Origin of the sequence: Jonquetella anthropi DSM 22815, from assembly GCF_000237805.1 — a bacterium.
Lineage (GTDB): Bacteria > Synergistota > Synergistia > Synergistales > Dethiosulfovibrionaceae > Jonquetella > Jonquetella anthropi.
On the sequence record NZ_CM001376.1, the window covers coordinates 12394 to 31386 of the forward strand.

An 18993-nucleotide genomic window follows, 5' to 3' on the forward strand; every position below is an offset into this window, starting at 1 on the left:
TCCGCAGTGCGCTGGTATGATAAACAGCTTTATTATAACAACGGGACGGTCCGTCGGGGCTTTGCCGAAAAAGATTTGGGCGCGGCGATGAAAGCCTTTCCGGCTCTCGTCCGGCCGTGATAAGATATAAACTGAAACGCGGGAGAAGTTTATTTTCGCGCTCGGAGGACTGCCGGGCGAAGGAGACGTTGGCTATGGAGAAGAAACCCCGGCTGAAGCCGGATTTCGGCATCGAGACGTTCGTGTTTATGGCGTTTTTCGCCCTGTGCTTCGGCGTCATCGGCAGCAGGATGGGCGGCACCCGGATGGTCCAGACCCTGATGAACTCAAGCCATCGGCTGCTGATCGACGTGTGTTTCTACATCATGGCGATCGCCGTTTTAGCTGGCGCGATGGCCGGCGTCTTCTCCGAGTTCGGAGTCATCGCGTTGATTAACCGGCTTCTCTCCCGGATCATGATGCCGATTTACGGCCTGCCGGGCGCGACGTCCCTCGGCATTTTGAACTGTTATCTGTCGGACAACCCGTCGATCCTGCCTCTGGCCTACGAGGACAACTTCCGTCAGTACTTCAAAACCTATCAGCTCCCGGCTCTGACGAACCTCGGCACGTCGTTCGGCATGGGGCTCATCGTCACGACGGCCATGATGGGTCTGCCTGTGGCCGGAGCCGTGAAGGGTGCTTTGTTGGGCAACTTGGGAGCGGTGGTGGGCAGCGTCGTGTCGGTGCGGCTGATGCTTCACTTCACCAAGGCCGTTTACGGGACGGACGAGACGGTGCGGACCAAGTACACCGACTCGGTGCCGAAAAACATGCGCACGATTCGGGACGGGACGCCTGGCGGTCGGCTGATTCAGTCGCTGCTCGACGGCGGACGGCTGGGAATTGACGTGGGCATGGCCATCATACCCGGCGTGCTGGTTATCTGCAGCTTGGTGCTGTTGTTAACCAACGGCCCCGGGCCTGACGGCGTCTACACCGGCGCGGCCAACGAGGGCGTGCGGTTCCTGCCCTGGCTGGGGGACAAGCTGTCGTTCGTCCTGCGGCCTCTGTTTGGCTTCTCGTCCGCCAAGGCGATCGCCGTGCCGATCACGGCTTTAGGCTCGGCCGGCGCCGCGCTTGGCGTGGTGTCCACCATGGCAGTCGAGGGGCTTGTGACCGGCAACGACGTGGCGGTTTTCACCGCGATCTGCATGTGCTGGAGCGGGTACTTGTCGACTCATATCGCCATGATGAGCGCGTTGGGCGTGCCGAACTTGACCGGCAAGGCGATTTTCAGCCACACGGTTGGCGGGCTCTGCGCCGGCGTGGCAGCCCATTTTTTCTACATGATTTTGTGTTAGCGGCGGGACAGTTACAAAAAGGTTACAGACCAGTTCGAGAATAAAACTTATCCACAGGACGAAAAGGGTTTCAGGCCGTATTGAGGCGATCTTGCCCGGAAAAAGTCAAATTCTTTCATGTTATACACGAAGTTGTTGTGGATAATGTGAATAAATCAACCCCTGCTGTGACCGCTTTGGCGCGTCTCTAGGGGACGCGGCGGAAAGTTCGTGTGGATAAACATACGGTCTGTTCACCAAGACGGCAAGGAGCGCGAGAGGAGCATGAACATGAACATGGAGTTTCGATATCCTGAATACCGTCTGCCGGACTTCGGGGCTCTGGCCGGCGCGCCGGAGGCCGCAACGTCTCCGGCCCCTCGGGACGGCGTGGCGCCGCGGGGATTTTTCCTCACCAGTCACCTGCCGACCTATTATCTGGTCGAAGGGCGCTGGGTCATGCCGGACAGGAGCTTTCAGGACGCCGCGGCGGTAGTTGACCGGGGCGGCGTAGTCGTCAAGGAAGTCTGCGACCTCAAAGCCGGAGATCGGGTCGTGACCGGCGACAGCGTCCGGGGCGAAGAGGGCATTCTCATCTGGAAAGAGGGATTTGGGCCGGAAGCGTGGCGGACGCCCGGGCTGTCAGTCGAGTCGGCGCTCAGCGGCGACTACGCGTTTCTTGCCGCGCTGATGAACCAAATCAAGTCCGAGGGCGTACCGATCGTCTGGGTCCTCGGGCCGTCGGTCGTGTTCGACTCGGACACCCGGGAGGCCCTGTCGGCTCTGGCGAAGGCCGGGTACATCAACGGCCTGCTGGCGGGCAACGCGCTGGCCACTCACGACTTGGAGGGCGGCTATCTGGGCACGGCTCTGGGACAGGACATCTACACCCAGAAGTCGGCGCCGATGGGGCACTACAACCACCTGGATCTGCTGAACGACGTCCGCTCGGCCGGCTCGATCAGCCGGTTCATCGCTCAGGGAAACGTGAAAAACGGCCTGATACGGACGCTGGTGGAGCTGAACGTGCCGTTCGTGCTGGCCGGCTCGGTCAGGGACGACGGGCCGCTCCCTGAGGTTCACGCCCGGGTCACCGAGAGCCTGCGCGCCATGAAAGGCCTGACCGACCGCGCCGGGCTGATCATCGGCTTGGCGACCATGCTCCACTCGGTGGCTGCCGCCGACTTGGCGTCGGGGTACCGAAAGGACGCGGACGGCAGGGTCCGGCCGGTTTATTTTGCTGCCGTAGATGTGACTGAAAACGTGGACGGCAAGGTGGCCTCGGCCCGAGAGGGACTCGCCGTGGAGACGTTTGTGACCAACGTTCAGGACTTCGTGGTGAACCTCCGGCGGGCCCTGACTCCGACGAACGGGGAGGCGGCATCATGCTGAAGCTACCCATATACATGCCGCCTGACTTTTCGGAAGCTCGATTTGTCGAAGCTCCCAACGCGTCGCTCGGCGTCGTCGAGCGGGACGGCATATCGCCGCGGGGATATCACGCCATGTCGATTTTCCCCGAGTATTTCAAGGTCAACGGCTCGTGGTTCTTGGCGGAGGAGAGCCGCATGGACACGGTGGCCGTCGTTCGGGACGAGCCGGGGCATGAGAAAGTTGACGTGGTAGAGTTCCGCAACTTAAAGGCCGGCGACAAGGTCGTCCTCGGCCGGACCGAGGACGGCAGCGAGGGCATATTCCTTTACACCGACGGTTTTAGGGAGCCGGAGGGCCGGGAGGCGGACCGGTTCGCGTTCCGCTCCGGCCGGTCGCGGGAGACGGCGTTCTCCATCGACTACGACAGGCTGTACGACGTGCTGCGCCATGAGAAGGCGAACGGCGGCTTCATCACGTGGGTGCTCGGCACGTCGCTGGCCCTTGACAGGGAGGCTCGACAGGCCTTGGAGCGTCTGATTCGGGCCGGCTTCGTGAACGGGCTCATCTCCGGGCAGGGGCTAGTGGCCTTCGACTTGGAGCGGGAACGGTGCGGCACGACCTGGGGACAAAAGGTCTTCCGCCGGGAGCAGAACACCCGGGACAACATGTTCCGGGTCGTCAACGACGTGCGGGCTGCCGGCTCGATCGAGGCGTTTCTCGCCTCATCGGGCATCACCGGCGGCATCACTAAGGCGCTGGTGGACTGCCATGTTCCCTACGTCTTGGCCGGGACGATTCGGGACAAGCTGCTCCTGCCCGGCACGTACGATAACGTTTATAGGGCTCAGGACGCCATGCGGGCTTTGAGCCGAAAGAGCTCAACAGTCGTGATGGCCTCGACGATCCTCTTCACGGTAGCGACTGGCAACATGACGCCGTCGTACAACCGGTTCGGCGGCAAGATCCGGCCGGTGTACATCTACACGGTGGATATTCAGGAGTTCGCGGTCAACAAGCTGTCCGACCGGGGCACTCTGACCGCCACGTCGCTGGTGACCAACAGCCAGGACTTCGTCCGCCACGTGGCCCGGGCATTAACGCGTTAAAAGCGAAAAAAGAGCCGGCGCGCAAAAGCGCGCCGGCTCTTTTTGTGACGAAAATCAATGGTTATGGGACTGACCGTTTCGGACGATGAGCGCGTCAGCCGCGACGGCTCCTTGGCCTTCGGGCATGACGAACACCGGGTTGATATCCAGTTCCAGAAGGTCCGGTTCCACGCAGGCCAGCTTGGACACCTGGCTGACGATTCGGGCGAGCGCAGCTGTGTCCTTGCGCTTCTGTCCTCTGGCGCCGGACAGGAAGCCGAAGCCCTTGAGCTCCTGAATCATCCGCAGCGCCTCGGCCTCGTCGACCGGCGCGTGGCGCAGCGAAACGTCGCCCAGCACCTCGACGTAAATGCCGCCCAAGCCGACGGCCACAACGGGGCCGAACACCGGGTCGCGCTTGATGCCGACGATGCACTCCATGCCGCCCTTGACCATTTCGCCGACCAAGAACCCTTGAATATCGGCGTCGGCGACCTGGGCCTGCATGTTGGTCCGCACCTTTTTGAAGTCCTGGCGAAGCTCTTCCAGCGTCCTGATATCCAGCCGGACGACGTCCGCTTCGGTCTTGTGCATGATCTTTCCCGACATGCCCTTGAGCACCAGAGGGAAGCCGATATCGTCGGCAGCGTCAAACGCTTCCTCCATGTTCGTGCAGAGCGCTTCGCGGGTCACCGGAATGCCGTACTTGCTCAGAAGGCACTTGGCGTCGTACTCGGACATCAGCGGCGGGTAGTTCTGCAGGATGGGCGTCCCGGTCACCGGCTCGTCCTTCGAGAGTGCCCGCAGCTGGTGCCAGTTCACCATCGCGCGAAGGGAGCGGGCGCACTGGCGGAAGCTCTGGAAAATCGGGATGCCCGCGTCCTTCAGCCGCTGAATGAACGAGCCGCCGTGGGCCTGGTCGATCATCCAGACTACCGCTTGGGGCTTTTCCGCCGTCTGATAGTTGCGGATCAGCTCGTCAGCCATCACGTCGCCGGCCTTGCCGATAACCATCGACAGGGCCGTGACGACCATGTGAACGTCCGGGTCGTCCATGGCCGTTTTCAGGACCTGCTGGAACTTCTCCGGCGTCTCGGAAACCTGAATCGTCATGTCCACCGGGTTGCGGGGCGAGCCGAACGACGGGATGTTCTCGGCCATCTTCTTCTGCGTGTCCGCCGAGAGCTCGGGGACCTGAATTTTCAGGTCCGTCAGGCTGTCGGCCATCACGATGCCCGCGCCGCCGGACGTGGTGAGAATGGCGACCCGGTCGCCGGTCGCCCGCTGGCGGGCGCCGAACATCTGGCCGATGCCGGTGATGTCGTCCATGTCTTCCATTGGAATGATGCCGTACTGGTCGAAGATCGCGTCCCATACGGCTTCGTCGCCGGTCAGAGCGGCGGTGTGGCTCTGGGCCGCCTTCTGGGAGATCGGCGACCGGCCGGCCTTCAGGACGGCCACGGCGATATTCCTCTCGCGGGCGTCCTTGACCATCTGGAGGAACCGCTGGCCGTCGCCAATGCCTTCAAGGTACATCATCAGGAGGCGCACCTGCGGGTCGCAGATGACGTAGCTGGCGCACTCCACCGCGTCGACGTCCGCTTGGTTGCCGGTGGTCACCACGTAGCGGTAGTTCACCCCGTGATCGAGTCCGACGCCGAACGACGAGAAACCGAACGCGCCGCTCTGGGAGACGAACGCCACGTGTCCGGCCTTGGGCGGATCCACGTCCAGCAGGGCGCCGGTAAAGGTGAGCGGCGTCTTTTCGGCCAAGTTGAGCAGCCCTTGGCAGTTGGGCCCCAGAATGCGGATTTTGCCGCTTCGGGCGATCGACAGAATCTGTTCCTGCAGTTTTTTGTTGCCCGTTTCGGCAAAGCCCGACGAGTAGATGACCGCGTTAGGAATGCCCTTGGCGATGCAGGTCTCCAGCACCGACGGGACGATGTTCGCCTTGACGCTGATCACCGCCACGTCCGCTGAGCCGGGAATATCAGCTAGGTTTTTATAGCACTGGTACCCGCCGACTTGGTCGTACTTAGGGTTGACCGGGAACAGGTCGCCGGAAAAGCCAAATCGTTTCATCACCTTGATCGTGCGGCCGGTCAGGCTGTCAAGGTTGGCGGACGCGCCGACGACGGCGACGCGGCGGGGACAGAAAAGCCGGTGAAGCGGGTGTTCGGAAAGGTTCATGATCAGGACTCCTTCACGAAAGATTGTGTTGCCGACAAAAAAGGCCGTCCCAGCGGGACGGCCGAATACGTCAACGACAGCGCCTGTCGTCAGTAAGGACGAAGACGCAAGTCAGAAATCGCTCCGAGTCCACGCGGGGATTTTTGCGCGCCTCGCTAGGCCGGTCTCCTGGCTTGCTATCGCTCTTTGGAACACCTTCCCGGAAAACTTCCAGTGGTTTGCTGTTCCGCAGTCAAGCATACAGTGGCGGGTCCGCGCCGGCTTTTTACCGGACTTCCCGATCACCCAGCGAGGTTTCTTTGTAATTTTACGATACTCGGATCGCTTCAGCGCGTCAAGGGTGATTCACCCGTCCTGCCGCGGATAAAAAACGCCCGGCGCCGCAGAAAAGCGGCTCCGGGCGTTTGCGGTTTTTTTACTTCTTGGCTCCGCCGGCCAAAATGAAGTCCAACAGCACGATGTCGTGATCCGGGTGCTGGCTTCGGCCCGGCGAGCGGCGGGGAATCGACGACTCGGCCTCTCGAAGAGCCGGCGGGCGGGAGAACGTCAGGCCGGCGTAGCCGATATGGTCCAGCGACGAGCGGGTCGCGTCGTAGCTGGACAGGCCGTCGGGCAGGGTCAGCAGGCGAAAGGCCGTCTTCGGCGACTCGTAATTGAAGTCGCCGGTGATAAAGATCGGACCGTTGAGCGACGAGACCAACCGGTCCAGCGCTTCCAGCTGGGCAGCCCGCTTGGCGTCGTTGTACGCCTTGGCCGATACGACGTCGCTCTTGCCCCGGGTGCTCTGGCTTTTCAGGTGGACGTTCACCAGCGTGAACTGAAAGCCGCTCGCCTTGTCCTTAAAGGTCGCGACCAGCGGCGGCCGGTCGAAGAGCCGAAACGTCGAGCCGTCGTGCTGAAACGACGCGTTGGCGAAGTAGACGTCCGGGCCTGACAGCATTTGAACTGCCGAGTCCTTCCAGAGAAAGTACAGGTCTTGGCTGCTCGCCGTGTCGTTGCCCGCAAACCGCCAGCCCGGCAGGTGGCGGGCGACCAAGTAGGTCATCGCGCCGTCGCCTTCGATTTCCTGCAGCGACAGCAGGTCGGCTCGGCTGTCTTGAATCGTTTGAGCCAGATGGGCGCAGTCTTCCGGCGTGTAGCGCTTCTGCCCCGTCACGGCGAAGTACTCGATGTTGAACGTGCCCAAGCTGAAGGCCTCGGCCGGCAACGGCTGGAAGACGCAGGCCGCGGCGATGGCGCACAGCGCGGCAAAGAACTTTTTCATCGGATCGCTCTCCTTTTTGAGGGCTATAGAAGAGGGCTGAGCAGCCGGGTGAGCGCTTGAACGGCCCGGGCGGGACGTCCCCGCAGCGACCACCGGCGAGGGTTCAGAGGGACGCAGGAGCGCAGATAGCGGTTCTGAATGTGCAGCAGCGAATGGGCCTCTTGGGTGCCGTAGAGCACCAAACTGATTTCAAAGTTGAGCGCGAACGACCGGGTGTCAAAGTTGCTGCTGCCGACGAACGCCAGATCGTCGTCCACCGTGATAGTCTTGGCGTGAAGCATGCCGCCGTGGTACAGGAAAATCTTCACACCTGCGGCCAAAAGGTCGCTGTAATAGGCCTTCGCCGCGTTTCCAACGATAAAGTGATCGGTCTTCGCCGGGACGAGCAGCCGAATCCGGACCCCTCGGCGCGAGGCCGTCTGCATGGCCTGAATCAGGCTGACCGTCGGGATCAAGTACGGCGTCGTGATGGTTACCTGACGGCGCGCTCCCATGATGGCCGACAGCACCAACATGAGGTAGTTCTCCGTGTCGTACGACGGGCCGCTCGGGACGGTCTGGAGCGACCAGTTCCCCGGCGTCTCCGGCGCAGCCAGCAGGTGGGACACGTCGAGGAGCTCGCCGGTTTCAACGTGCCAGTCCTCCAGAAAGACGTACTCCAGCTGGTGGACCACCGGGCCCTCGACTGTGACGCTCAAGTCCTGCCAGACGAGTCCTCGCCGGCCGAATGTCGGGTCGCACAGGTTGTGGGAGCCGGTCACGGCGTAGCGTCGGTCGACGATAACCAGCTTGCGGTGGTTGCGCAGGTCGTACCGTTCGGCTTTTCGCCGGAACAGCCGCACCGGCAGGGCTTCGCGGACCTGGACGCCCAGCTCTTTCAGCCGGCTGACCCCGCCGCTTCGGATGAACTCGGACGAGCCGACGCTGTCCACGATGAGCCGGCAGGTCACGCCCCGGGCGGCGGCCCGCCCGAGAGCGGAGACGACGGCCCGGCCCGGCCCAACGTCGGAGAAGATGTAGAAGATCATGTTGACTTCCTGCTTGGCGCCGTCGATTAGGCTCACCAGATGGGAGAAAAACGACTCGCTGGTGTCCAGATACCGGCACAGGTTGCCCGACGTGATCCCCATGTTCCCCAGCGACTCGGCCAGTCGGACGGTGAGCTGAAGCGTCGGCGGCAGCTGAGGTGCCCGGCGGCGGCCGTGGGACAGCTGCTGCCGGATGTCCTGCAGGTGCTGAGCCATTCGCCTGTGGCGCTGGAGTCTGACGGCCGGGAGCATTCGGCTTCCCAACAGGGCGTAGGCGAGAAACCCGGGCCACGGCCACAGGAGAATGACTAAAAGCCACGCGGTTGCCACAGCCGGCGGGTGCCGCAGCGGAATTGACAGAAGGCTCGCGACTCGGATGACAATCGACAATAGAGTGTAAAACTGGACCGCGAGCAGCGACAGATCAGCCAGCCAGTCGAAATTCACAAAAGCGCCTCCTTTCGCCGCAGATCGGGTGACTCAAGAGATGTCATCATTGTACATGGGAGAGGCGAAGTGAACATACGTTTCTTCCCTTGCTTTCAGCCGGCTCAAGCGGCCGGCCGGTTCATCCGGCTGGCCTGGGATAAAAATGCGGTCGGCCTTGACAAACGGCCTTTACTGTGTCAAAGTATCGGAAACGAAAGACTATTCAGAAAGGGGTTCCGGGTTAATGACAGTTTTCTGTGGTTCCTTTTATTTTTGGTACGGCTGTCATACCGTGGGACTCTCTCCTGAGACCGACGTTTGATGAGTCGCGCTCTTAAGAGACCGCTTCCTACGGGAAGCGGTCTCTTTTTTATGTGGGCTGTCAGCGTGTCCGCGGCACGGTGCAGATAGAGAAAACAAAAATTTGAAAGGAAGTGCGTCTTATGTCAGCGCTCAGCGCCATGGCGATTATCGGGATCATTTACGCGGCGGGAGACTACGTCTCCCACAAGACCCGGGCGGTCTGTTCCATGATCTTCGTGTCCGGGATTATTTTCATGGTCGGGTTCTGGGTGGGCCTTCCAAAAACGCTGTTTCAGGACTCCCAGCTGATCCCTGTGGCCATGGCGTTCATCTCCGTCCTGATGGTTCACATGGGCAGCCTGATGAACCTGAAGGAGCTGGTCGCCCAGTGGAAGACGGTGATTATCGCGCTGGCGGCCATCTGCGCGGCTGCCGTGGCCCTGTACTTCTTGGCGGCTCCGATCATCGGCCGGGAATACGCCCTGGCTGCCGCCGGCCCGGTATCGGGCGGCGTCGTGGCGACCCTCATCATGAGCGAGGCGGCCAAGGCGAAGGGCCTTGAGGTGATCAGCGTGTTCCTCACCATGCTTCTGGTGCTTCAAAATTTCGTCGGCATTCCGATCGCGTCCTGGTGCTTGATTCGGGAGGCCCGCCGGCTCAAGGCGTCCGGCGCCATGCCGGTTGAGGAGACGAGCGAGGCCGCCGCGGTCCGTCGACTCGTGCCGCCCTTGCCCAAGCCGCTTCAGACGCCCAATATCCTGATGGCAATTACGTTCTCCGTCGCGTGGGCTGCCGTGAAGCTGGCCGGACTGACCGGCGGGGTCGTGCACCCGTTCGTGATGGCGCTTTTGGCCGGGATCCTGTGCCGCGAGCTGGGCATCGTGGAGCCGAAGGTGATGGACCGGGCGAACGCTGGCGGGCTGCTCCTGTTCGTCATCATGGTCCCGATCTTCATGAGCCTTGACAAGGCCACGCCGGCGATGGTGGCGCACCTCATCGTCCCGATCGTCGTGGCGTTTGCCGCCGCCGTGGCCGGCATCGTGGCCATCTCATGGCCGATGAGCCGGCTGACGGGCCAGTCGATGGCGCTGACCGTGGCGCTCGGCGTGCCGTGTCTGTTCGGCTTCCCGGCCACGTACATCGTGGCTCACGAGGTGGCCAGCGAAGAGGGAAAGACCGAGGAAGAAAAGGCGATGATCCTGTCCGCTCTGTTGCCCAAAATGCTCATCTCGGGCTTCGTGTCGGTCACGATTGCGTCGGTTATCTTGGCGGGATTCCTCGTTCGGTTCATGTAAGGAGGCGGCGGAATGATCAGTCAGAACGTCATCGACAAGGCGGCGGTCAGCGCAAAGGAGCTGTTCTGTCATTTGCACCGTCACCCTGAGCTGTCGTGGGGGGAGGTCGAGACAACCGACAGGCTGTGCGCTCAGATGAACGCCTTGGGGATTCGGATTCTCCGTCGGGGCGTCGGCAAGGCTGGTACAGGGCTGATTGCTCAGATTGACGGGGAGCGTCCCGGCCCGGTGGTGGCCCTGCGGGCCGATATCGACGCTCTGCCGGTGAGGGAAAACTCCGGCGTCCCGTACCCGTCCGAGCGGGACGGCGTCATGCACGCCTGCGGCCACGACGCTCACACGTCAATCCTGACCGGCGCCGCGGCGGTTCTTCAAAGCATGAGGCATGACCTGACCGGCAGCGTCCGGCTGATTTTCCAGCCGGCGGAGGAGTCGGGATACGAGTCGGGCGCGGTCCCGATGATCCAGGCCGGCGCGCTGGACGGCGTGAGCGCGATCTTCGGGCTTCACGTCTGGGCGCTCCTGCCGATGGGGACGATCGGCTGGCGGAGCGGCGCGATCATGGCGTCGGCCGATATCTGGGAGGTCACGGTCACGGGCAAGGGCGGCCACGGCAGCGAGCCGCAGACGGCAATTGACCCGACTGTGGCAGCCGGCGCGATGATCGGCGCGCTTCAGTCCATCGTGAGCCGGGAGATTGACCCACGGGAAGCGGCGGTCGTGAGCATCGGCCGTCTGAACGGCGGCACGGCGATCAATATTATCCCGCAGGACTGCTTCATGGCCGGCAACGTGAGGACCACGACCCGGGAGCTGCGGGAAGCGATGGAAGAGAAGTTCCGCCGGATCTTGAACGGCTTAGCGGAAGCGTACCGCTGCAAGGTTCAGCTGAAGTGGACGCCGATTTACCCTGTGACGGTCAACGACCCGGACGCCTGCCGGTTCTTCGTCTCCTGCCTGACCGACGCCGGGCTGGGCGATCGCTTGAGTGAGACGCCGATTATCCTCGGCTCGGAGGACTTCAGCTACTACGGCCAAAAGATCCCGGCCAACTTCTGCTTCTTGGGCATGGGGACGAAGCACCCGCACCACAGCCCCGAATTTCGGGTCGATCCGGAGGTCATTCCGCTGGGGATCCGCGTCATGGCTGAGCTGGGGCTCGGTTGGGGCCGGAAGAACTGACGGGAGCTGACGGGGAGAAGTTATTCACATCGGGCTGGAAAATGGGTCCCGCAGCCAAGCGTTTTACCGAGGAACGAGGAGAAATATCCACAGCAAAGGCACGTTATCCACAAGATTTCTGTGGATAACGTGCCTTCTGTCAGGTCCTTCGCGGGTTTCTTAGGCCGGCGGGAATTACCCTTTAATCCAGCTTCCGGGACCGCGGTGAACCCGCGACTCGTCGGCGCCGGTCCGGGCTTTCCCGGCCGCGCAGCGCCCTAAAACGGCTACCGCCAGCACTCGGACGCCGTCGGGGAGCCGGAGAATCGGCGTTATTCGCTCTTCCCGGGGCGACCGGTTGGCAACCTGAAGCCAGACGCCCTCAAGCCCGAGCGCGCGGGCCGCCAGAAGCAGGTTCTGCATGGCCGCCGCGCCGTCTTCCATCCACGTGCCGTCCCGGAACCCGGATCGGCTCTCGTAGTCCGGCACGTCGACGCAGACCGCCACGGCCAAAGAGGCGTCGGCCACGGCAATTCCCGGGCCGTAGGCCTCCTGAAGGGCCGTTAGGGTCGGTTTGTCCTCCACCGTGACGAAATGACAGCTTTTCAGGTTCTTCGCGCTGGGGGCCGCGCAGCCGCAGGCAAGAAGGGTCTGAATCTCCTCTTCCGAGACGGGAGCCCCGTCAAAGGCTCGGCAGCTCCGCCGACCTAAAATCGCGCTGATAACGTCCTTTTCGTGAAGTTCCATGGCACGCCTCCTCTGGTTCCTTTGGGATAGTGCCAGCATAAAGGACGGTTTGGCCGCCGTCAACGGGCCGCCCCTCGGCGAAAGTCAATGAACAATATCGAAAACTATCAACGGCGGCTTGGACGCTCAGGGCCGGTTCATCGCCCGAGCCGTGATATATTGAACGTATCGGCTTCGCCCCGACGGCGGAGAATTAGGAGGGGACGGGCGTGTCTTCGTTGAACCTGTCGTATTGCTTGATGGCGGCGCTGATATGGGCTTCGTCTCCGCTGGTGTTCCGGGCGTGTCAGTCCCGGCTGCCGTCTTTGGCCATGGTGGCCCTTCGGGGCGCGGGATTTGTGCTCTTCGGCGTCGTCTCGGCCCTGTTGACCGATTCCCCGCTCCTTCTGTCGCGGTGGGAGCTGTGGTTCTCCGTGGCCGTCACGATTCTCAGCATGGGCGGCGGCGAGTGGCTCTACGTGGTGGCCGTTCGGGATTTAGGCCCCGGGCTGGCGGCTGCGGTGTCCTCCACCTATCCGATATTCGCCGGTCTGGCGGCGTTCCTCTTCATGGGCGAGCGGGTCACGGTCGGGACGGCCGTCGGCACGGCCCTAGTGATCGCCGGGCTGTGGTTCTTGAGAACTCAGGGAGCCGTCGGTTTTTCTCGCCGCGGGTTCATCTGCGCCCTGACCTGTGCTGCCATGTCCGGAGTGAGCTTGGCGACCAGCCGGCTGGCCATGGCGACGGGGGTGATCACATCAACGGCCCTGATCTTCTGGAAGTCGCTGGTAGTCGGAGCGGTGACGACGTCGCTGTGGCTGGTTTTAGGGCGCCGGCAGGCTCGGACCGGCCAGGCTAGGCCGATGGACGTCCTCCTGCTCGTGACGTCCGGCGTCTGCTCGCTGGGGCTGGGCAATTATCTGGTCAACCTGGCGATGAGGACCGTTTCGGCCGCCGTCGCGTCGGCTCTGGGAGCCACCACGCCCCTGTGGGCCGTCCTGTTGGCCCGCCTGCTGTTCGGCGACCGACTGAGCGTCAGGCAGTGGGTCGGAGTCGTCGGCGTGCTGGTCGGAACGGTTGTGGTCGACCTGTTTTAACGGTTCAGGCAGACTAAAATAAAGCGCCTTCGCCCAGCGGGCGAAGGCGCTTTATTGTCCGAAGAGCCGAGCGGTCGGAACAAAACCGGCCGAGAGGGGCTACGAATCGGCGGAGCCGTCCTTTGACTTTTGGTAGACGCCCCAGACCCACCAAGCGAAGAAGCACAGCAAAAGAACCAGAACGATTGTCCGCACCAGACGGCTCGTCGCCAGCTTGATCACGACGGAGCAGATAAAGTATATGACTAGGACTGTGATGACGACGGCAGCGGCGGCGTAAAGCCACGTCGAGACGTTTGGCTGCTGATTTGGGGAAGTTTTTTCGGGGTCTCCTGCTTTATTGGCCATGTGTTTTATGTCTCCTTTGGCATCGCGTTCAGGCGGAAAAGCTTTTCAGGCCAGAGAGAGCGCCGCCCTGCGGTGCTTTTTTTATCTTACCACACTCAGGCCTCAGCCCGGCAGTTTCACCCAGATTGACAGGGCCCCCCGCGGCTGGCATGATGAAACCCGTCGGGCGGCCGTGCCGCCCGGGGAGGCGAGACGTATGGAGGATAGCAAAAAGAAGATCGCGCCGGCGTTTGACCGGCGAAGCGACGTGCCGCAGGAATTTTGTTGGCGGCTGGAAGACCTGTTTGCGGCTCCGGCCGACTGGGAAAAAGCGGCCGCCCGGGTCGAAGAGCTTTCAAAAGAGCTGGCGGCCCGGCGTGGCCGGGTGATGGAGTCGTCCCGATCGCTGCTTGAGACGCTGAAGCTGGAAGAGGAAATGGACGGCCTGCTGGCCCGGGTGTACCAGTACGCTCATTGCCGCAGCCACGAGGACATGTCGGACCCGAAAGGGAAGGACCTGTCCCAGAAGGCGACCGCGTTGGCTGTCCGGGCCGCCGAGGCCACTTCGTTCCTCGAACCCGAGATGCTGGCCGCTCCTAGAGAGCAGGTCGAACGGTGGCTGGACGAGCCCGAGCTGTCGGTCTATCGGCTGTCGTTCCTCCGGCTCTGGCGGGCGGAAAGCCACGTCCTGCCGTCCGAGCAGGAGGCCATTCTGGCGGCGATGGGCGAGGTGGCCGGCGGCCCGGAAGAAATTTTTTCCCAGCTGACCGACGCGGACTTGACGTTCCCTTCGGTTCAGGACGAGGAAGGCCGGACGGCCGCGCTCACCCAAGAAAGCTACGGCCGGTACATTCAGTCGCCGTCGCGGTCCGTCCGCCAGGCGGCGTTCACCGGCCTGCACGGCACCTTCGCCAAGTACGGCAACGCCTTGGCGGCGGCTTACGGGTCTCACGTCAAGTCCGATCGGGTCTTTGCCCGGCTCCGGCGGTACAAAAGCCCGCTGGAAGCGGCGCTGTTCGACTCAGAAGTCCCGGTGACGGTCTACCGGGGACTGATTGACGCGGTTCATCGCGGCCTGCCGGCGCTCGCCGGGTACGTGAGCCTGAAAAAGCGCCTGCTGGGCGTCGAGCCGATTCGGATGTGGGACCTGTACGCGCCGGTCGAGGGGACGCTCGCCAGAGAGTGGAGCTTCGATCAGGCGGTCAGCCTCGTCGAAGAGGCTCTGGCGCCCCTTGGGCCCGAGTACGGCGCGGCGCTGCACACCGCCCTGACCGACCGGTGGATCGACCGGTACGAGAACAAGGGTAAGCGAAGCGGCGCGTACAGCTGGGGCAGCTGGGGCTGCCACCCGTTCATGCTGCTCAACTACGGCGGAACTTTCCGGGACGTGAGCACCTTGGCCCACGAGGCGGGCCACTCGATGCACAGCTGGTTCTCCCACAAAAGTCAGCCGCAGGTCTACTCCGATTACGTCATCTTCGTGGCCGAAGTGGCCAGCACGGTCAACGAGACGCTGCTGTGCGAGCACATGCTGGCTCGCACGTCCGACCCGTCCGAGCAGGTCTTCCTGCTGTCCAACCAGCTGGAAGCCATGCGCCAGACGATCTACCGTCAAGCGCTGTTCGCCGAGTTCGAGGAGCGGGCCCACGACGCCGACGCGGCCGGTCAGGCCCTCACGCCCGAACTGCTGGGCTCAATCTGGACGGAACTGAACACGGCCTACTACGGCGCGGAAGTCGGGAGCACCGAGGGCCTGTCGGTCGAGTGGAGCCGTATCCCTCATTTTTACGGCAGCTTCTACGTGTACCAGTACGCCACAGGCATGGCCGCCGCCGTCGCCTTGGCTGATCGGATCCTTCACGACCCTCATGGGGCGGAAGACTACTTCACCCTACTTCGCGGCGGCTGCAGCGCCGACCCGGTAACGCTTCTCCGCCGCGCCGGCGTGGACATGGAGCGGGACGCGGTCGACCGCGCTCTGGCCGTCTTCGCCGAAAAGACGGACCAGCTGGCCCGGCTGACGGACCGGTAATCAATATAAAAAGGCCGAACCGCAGGACGCGGTTCGGCCTTTTTTTGCAGCGCCTTAGATGCCCCGGTAGAGGATGAACGCCAGCACGAAGGGCAGGACGTACATCCAAGGCTGAAGGATGCTCGGCACCCGGGCGAACGTCTTCGCGCCCTGGTTGGCTTCCAGCTGGTATTCGCGGAACTTCCAGACGAACGCCACGTACAGGGAGATCAGCAGCGCGTCAACCGGCATCATGATGTCGCCGGACAGCCAGTCGGCGAAGTCGAAAATGATCTTGCCGTGCAGCTTCACGCCGCCCCAGACGCTCTGGGAGAGGATCGACGGGATCGACAGGACGAAGATGATCGCCAAAACGATCCAGGTCATCTTCTTGCGGTCCACGTGGAAATACTCGGCAAAGCTCGCCACAGGGGCCTCAAGGTAGCCGATCGCCGAGGTAAAGCCGGCGACGGCGACGAGGAAGAAGAACAGGGCGCCCCACAGGGTGCCGCCGGCCATCTGGCCGAAGATCACCGGCATGGTTTCCATCAGAAGGCTCGGGCCGCTGCCCACGTCCATGCCGTAGCAGAAGAGGGCGGGGAAAATGACGACGCCGGCCAGAAGGGCGAAGCCGGTATCCAAGGTGATGATCATAATGCTGTCCTGCGGAATATCGCTGTCGTCGTGCAGGTACGATCCGTAGACGATGGCCGTGGCAATGCCGATACCGATGGAGAAGAACGACTGACCCAGAGCGGCAAGAATAGCCTTGCCGGACAGCTTGGAGAAGTCGGGCGTCAGGTACCACTTGATGGCGTCAAGCGCCGTGCGTCCGCCTTCGACCTGCGGCGTCATGGTGAGCGAGCGGATCGCCAAAATGACGATCAGGACGGCCAGAATCGGGAGCAGCCACGTGCAGACCGCCTCGACGCCTTTTTTCAGCCCGCGGGCGATGGTGATGCCCAACACGGCGATGACGATCAGGGTGTAGAACGCCAGCTCCAGCGGGTTAGCCATGAAGGCGTTGAAAATCGCCTTCGTGTCGGCAGGCTGAACGCCGGTGAACTTGCCGCACACGGCCAGAACGGAGTAGCGAACCATCCAGCCGATGATGACCAGATAGTACGACAACAGGATCACGCAGGCGATGCAGCCAACCCAGCCGATCAGTGACCACAGGGTCGGTTTGCCGCCTTCCAGCTTGCGCATCGCGAGGATCGGCGTGAGCTTAGTCCGCCGGCCGAGGGCGAACTCGGCGGTGAGCAGAGGCCAACCGATCAACGCGCAGATGATCACGTATACCAGAACGAACGCGCCGCCGCCGTACGTCCCGACCAGATACGGGAAGCGCCAGATGTTTCCTAAGCCGATGGCAAATCCTGCCGCGGCGAAGATGAAACCAATTCGACTGCCCCAACTTTCTCGCTTGGTGTCCGACATGCAAAACATCCTTTCTGTGAAATCGATTGTTCGCCCCGCCGGTCTAGGCCAACCAGAGCGAAATGGCGGGAAAGAAGCGCGTGAAGCGACGTTTTTCTGTCTTTCTGAAGCTAGATGTGGATATTTTCACAAGTCGAGGATAGAAAAAAGCCTTTCAAGCCTACCGCTCGCCCAACGCCGCCGACTCTTCGAGCGCCGTCTTCAGGTGGGAAAGGTCCATCCAGCGGTAGTCCGAATCGGCGTCCTTCGCGGCTGAAAAGCCCTGAAGAGCCATATGGCTGATGCCCATGTCAAGCAGCGCCGCGTCGTCTCCCGACCAGCTCTTTTCCCGGGACAGGATCACCGACCGGTACGGGCTTCTGTTGAGCCGGTTGTTGGCCGCCAGTGGGGCTGTGACGAGGAAGTATCCCTGATCGATCAGTTCGCGAGCCCGGGTCAGCACGTCCAGCGGGGTGCCTTTTACCAGCTCCGTCGGGGCAAGCGCGGCCTCCGCGGCGTCCGGGTTGTTTGTAAGAATCAGGATCACGGCGTTTCAGTCCTTTCAGAGGGAGGAGAAGGAAGCGGAGCCGAAGGGGGCTGGCCCCGCTTCCGGTTGGGCTTGAGGCGTTACGCTTTAAAAATCGTCTGTTGCGAGATCGGCGTCGTCATCGCTTCGAGTGCTTTTTCAAGCAGACGGCGACGGGTCTTCTTGTCGGCTTCCGGGCTGATTTCCGGCGAGCCTACCGGGTGAGGAATGGCGATACCGGGGACGATTCGGTTGCTGCCGACGGTCTTCATAATCGGGACGATCGTGGCGATCTGAACCACCGGGATCCCTGCTGCCTTTTCGATTTCGCGTGACATCGATGCGCCGCATCGAGTGCAGGATCCTCAGGTGGAGGTCAGAATGGCGGCGTCGACCCCTGCGGCTTTCAGCTCCGGGCCGATCTCCTGCCCGAACTTCTCAGCCCAGGCGACGGCCGTGCCGGTGCCGGTGGTGCAGTACACGTACTTGTACAGCTTGCCGATCTTGCCCTCTTTTTCCAGCTCTCTCATCTCGTCGAGCGGAAGGACCACGTCCGGGTCGGCGTTGGCCCAGACGGTGTCGTAACCGCCGTGAATGGACTCGTAGTTCTCGTTCGTCAGGTCGTCCAAGCCGGAAACGTCGTACCGGCCGAAGCTCTCGGCTGAGGACACGCGGATCTTGTCCGGGTTGCCCTTCGGGACGATGCCGCCGGAGGTGATGAGGGCGATCGTCGCCTTGGTGATGTCCTTGACTGGCGGGCAGGGCGGGATCTTTTTGAACGTGGGCATCTCGTACTCGGTCTGGAACGGCCGGCCTTCGATTTTCGCCAGAAGCATTTCAAGCCCGCGGGTGGCGCCGTTCTTCTCGTGGAAGAACACCCGGCGGCGGCCCTGATGGATGTACCCTTCTTCGGCGGCCGGGCCGAGGGTCTCTTTCTTGAGCAACTTGAGGGTCAGCCGGGCGATGCCCTGGGCGGCGTCCTTCATGCCCCGGGCGCTGTCGGCGGCCTTGACGATGTACACCTGTTTGCTGAACGACTCGGCGCCGGGGTTTTCCGGGTACAGGGCCGTGACGGCCGGGATGCCCAGCTTTTCCTTCACGGTCGCGCAGACATCGCCGCAGGCCATGCCGTAACGGCCGGCGAAGAAGCCGGGGCCCGCCACGAGGGCGTCGGGCTTGCAGTCGGAGACCATCTTGAGGATCGTCGCCTTTGCCTCGTCGTTGTGCTCGTTAAAGTAGTTGTCGCCGCAGATCACCGTGCCGACGATCTCGGCTTCGGCGCCGAAGGCGGCCTGAAGGGCCGCGCCGGGGCCGACCTTGCCCTGGCGGAACTCGGGGGCGACGTGCGCCATTTCCTCTCCGCCGATGCCGGCGTAGAACTGGTTAATATAGTGGACGATACGGAATGTCATGGCTGAAACCTCCTCGCTTCGCCC

General features: G+C 62.5%; 15 protein-coding genes and 1 riboswitch. Of the genes, 7 read left to right on the forward strand and 8 right to left on the reverse strand.

Annotated elements, in window-relative coordinates; translation table 11 throughout:
* The first annotated feature begins 194 nt into the window (after positions 1 to 194).
* From JONANDRAFT_RS00070 to JONANDRAFT_RS00080, 3 genes are all read left to right on the forward strand, one after another.
* Positions 195 to 1343, forward strand: a complete 1149-nt coding sequence (locus JONANDRAFT_RS00070; RefSeq protein ID WP_008519899.1) for a CD0519/CD1768 family membrane protein — start codon at positions 195 to 197, stop codon at positions 1341 to 1343.
* Positions 1344 to 1613: 270 nt separating this feature from the next.
* Entirely contained in the window at positions 1614 to 2714 is a 1101-nt protein-coding gene (locus JONANDRAFT_RS00075) for an ornithine cyclodeaminase family domain (protein ID WP_008522258.1), read from the forward strand.
* Complete coding sequence (locus JONANDRAFT_RS00080; protein ID WP_008522261.1) at positions 2708 to 3802, forward strand: putative NPN-dependent ornithine cyclodeaminase; 1095 nt, start codon at positions 2708 to 2710, stop codon at positions 3800 to 3802. The genes JONANDRAFT_RS00075 and JONANDRAFT_RS00080 overlap by 7 nt, the downstream gene beginning before the upstream one ends.
* A 54-nt stretch (positions 3803 to 3856) precedes the next feature.
* Here the strand turns inward: JONANDRAFT_RS00080 and JONANDRAFT_RS00085 are convergent, their stop codons facing one another.
* The 3 genes from JONANDRAFT_RS00085 to cls form a co-directional block, all read right to left on the reverse strand.
* Complete coding sequence (locus tag JONANDRAFT_RS00085; protein WP_008522262.1) at positions 3857 to 5971, reverse strand: acetate--CoA ligase family protein; 2115 nt, start codon at positions 5969 to 5971, stop codon at positions 3857 to 3859.
* A 141-nt stretch (positions 5972 to 6112) separates the two neighbouring features.
* A riboswitch (cobalamin riboswitch) is annotated at positions 6113 to 6275 on the reverse strand.
* A gap of 111 nt (positions 6276 to 6386) precedes the next feature.
* Positions 6387 to 7235 carry an endonuclease/exonuclease/phosphatase family protein gene (locus JONANDRAFT_RS00090; protein WP_008522264.1) on the reverse strand — a complete coding sequence of 283 codons (849 nt, stop codon included), beginning with the start codon at positions 7233 to 7235 and terminating at the stop codon, positions 6387 to 6389.
* A 23-nt stretch (positions 7236 to 7258) separates the two neighbouring features.
* Entirely contained in the window at positions 7259 to 8710 is a 1452-nt protein-coding gene (cls, locus tag JONANDRAFT_RS00095) for a cardiolipin synthase (RefSeq protein ID WP_008519910.1), read from the reverse strand.
* A 425-nt stretch (positions 8711 to 9135) separates the two neighbouring features.
* Here cls and JONANDRAFT_RS00100 point away from each other — a divergent pair, with 425 nt between their 5' ends.
* Entirely contained in the window at positions 9136 to 10290 is a 1155-nt protein-coding gene (locus tag JONANDRAFT_RS00100) for a hypothetical protein (protein ID WP_008522266.1), read from the forward strand.
* A gap of 12 nt (positions 10291 to 10302) precedes the next feature.
* The gene (locus tag JONANDRAFT_RS00105) at positions 10303 to 11472 is read left to right on the forward strand and encodes a M20 metallopeptidase family protein (RefSeq protein WP_008519917.1); all 1170 of its coding nucleotides are present in this window, start codon (positions 10303 to 10305) and stop codon (positions 11470 to 11472) included.
* 174 nt (positions 11473 to 11646) lie between these two features.
* Here the strand turns inward: JONANDRAFT_RS00105 and JONANDRAFT_RS00110 are convergent, their stop codons facing one another.
* Positions 11647 to 12198: a nitroreductase family protein gene (locus JONANDRAFT_RS00110; RefSeq protein ID WP_008522267.1), complete on the reverse strand. Its 552-nt coding sequence runs from the start codon at positions 12196 to 12198 to the stop codon at positions 11647 to 11649.
* 209 nt (positions 12199 to 12407) lie between these two features.
* On the opposite strand from JONANDRAFT_RS00110, the gene JONANDRAFT_RS00115 reads away from it, so the two are divergent.
* Entirely contained in the window at positions 12408 to 13274 is an 867-nt protein-coding gene (locus JONANDRAFT_RS00115) for a DMT family transporter (RefSeq protein WP_008522268.1), read from the forward strand.
* 99 nt (positions 13275 to 13373) lie between these two features.
* Here JONANDRAFT_RS00115 and JONANDRAFT_RS00120 read toward each other — a convergent pair whose 3' ends face one another.
* A complete protein-coding gene (locus JONANDRAFT_RS00120; protein WP_008522269.1) occupies positions 13374 to 13622 on the reverse strand; it encodes a hypothetical protein in 249 nt (82 codons plus the stop codon).
* 196 nt (positions 13623 to 13818) lie between these two features.
* Between JONANDRAFT_RS00120 and pepF the strand changes: the two genes are divergently transcribed.
* Entirely contained in the window at positions 13819 to 15633 is a 1815-nt protein-coding gene (pepF, locus tag JONANDRAFT_RS00125) for an oligoendopeptidase F (protein WP_008522271.1), read from the forward strand.
* Between the two features lie 54 nt (positions 15634 to 15687).
* On the opposite strand, the gene JONANDRAFT_RS00130 is transcribed toward pepF, so the two are convergent.
* The 3 genes from JONANDRAFT_RS00130 to JONANDRAFT_RS00145 all read right to left on the reverse strand — a co-directional run bounded on the left by JONANDRAFT_RS00130 (position 15688) and on the right by JONANDRAFT_RS00145 (position 18969).
* Positions 15688 to 17052 (reverse strand): sodium-dependent transporter, encoded by a 1365-nt coding sequence (locus JONANDRAFT_RS00130; protein WP_008522274.1) that lies wholly within the window; start codon positions 17050 to 17052, stop codon positions 15688 to 15690.
* 160 nt (positions 17053 to 17212) lie between these two features.
* Complete coding sequence (locus JONANDRAFT_RS00135) at positions 17213 to 17578, reverse strand: GrdX family protein (protein ID WP_008522276.1); 366 nt, start codon at positions 17576 to 17578, stop codon at positions 17213 to 17215.
* Positions 17579 to 17658: 80 nt separating this feature from the next.
* On the reverse strand, positions 17659 to 18969 hold the full coding sequence (locus tag JONANDRAFT_RS00145) for a glycine/betaine/sarcosine/D-proline family reductase selenoprotein B (protein ID WP_081465245.1): 1311 nt from the start codon (positions 18967 to 18969) through the stop codon (positions 17659 to 17661).
* Positions 18970 to 18993 lie beyond the last annotated feature (24 nt).

What these genes read in the sequence shown, in the direction of transcription:
- JONANDRAFT_RS00100 (WP_008522266.1), top strand. Translation starts at nt 9,136, where the DNA reads ATGTCAGCGCTCAGCGCCATGGCGATTATCGGGATCATTTACGCGGCG.
- JONANDRAFT_RS00130 (WP_008522274.1), bottom strand. Translation starts at nt 17,052, where the DNA reads ATGTCGGACACCAAGCGAGAAAGTTGGGGCAGTCGAATTGGTTTCATC.
- JONANDRAFT_RS00090 (WP_008522264.1), bottom strand. Translation starts at nt 7,235, where the DNA reads ATGAAAAAGTTCTTTGCCGCGCTGTGCGCCATCGCCGCGGCCTGCGTC.
- JONANDRAFT_RS00080 (WP_008522261.1), top strand. Translation starts at nt 2,708, where the DNA reads ATGCTGAAGCTACCCATATACATGCCGCCTGACTTTTCGGAAGCTCGA.
- JONANDRAFT_RS00075 (WP_008522258.1), top strand. Translation starts at nt 1,614, where the DNA reads ATGAACATGGAGTTTCGATATCCTGAATACCGTCTGCCGGACTTCGGG.
- JONANDRAFT_RS00120 (WP_008522269.1), bottom strand. Translation starts at nt 13,622, where the DNA reads ATGGCCAATAAAGCAGGAGACCCCGAAAAAACTTCCCCAAATCAGCAG.
- pepF (WP_008522271.1), top strand. Translation starts at nt 13,819, where the DNA reads ATGGAGGATAGCAAAAAGAAGATCGCGCCGGCGTTTGACCGGCGAAGC.
- JONANDRAFT_RS00070 (WP_008519899.1), top strand. Translation starts at nt 195, where the DNA reads ATGGAGAAGAAACCCCGGCTGAAGCCGGATTTCGGCATCGAGACGTTC.
- JONANDRAFT_RS00105 (WP_008519917.1), top strand. Translation starts at nt 10,303, where the DNA reads ATGATCAGTCAGAACGTCATCGACAAGGCGGCGGTCAGCGCAAAGGAG.
- JONANDRAFT_RS00110 (WP_008522267.1), bottom strand. Translation starts at nt 12,198, where the DNA reads ATGGAACTTCACGAAAAGGACGTTATCAGCGCGATTTTAGGTCGGCGG.
- JONANDRAFT_RS00085 (WP_008522262.1), bottom strand. Translation starts at nt 5,971, where the DNA reads ATGAACCTTTCCGAACACCCGCTTCACCGGCTTTTCTGTCCCCGCCGC.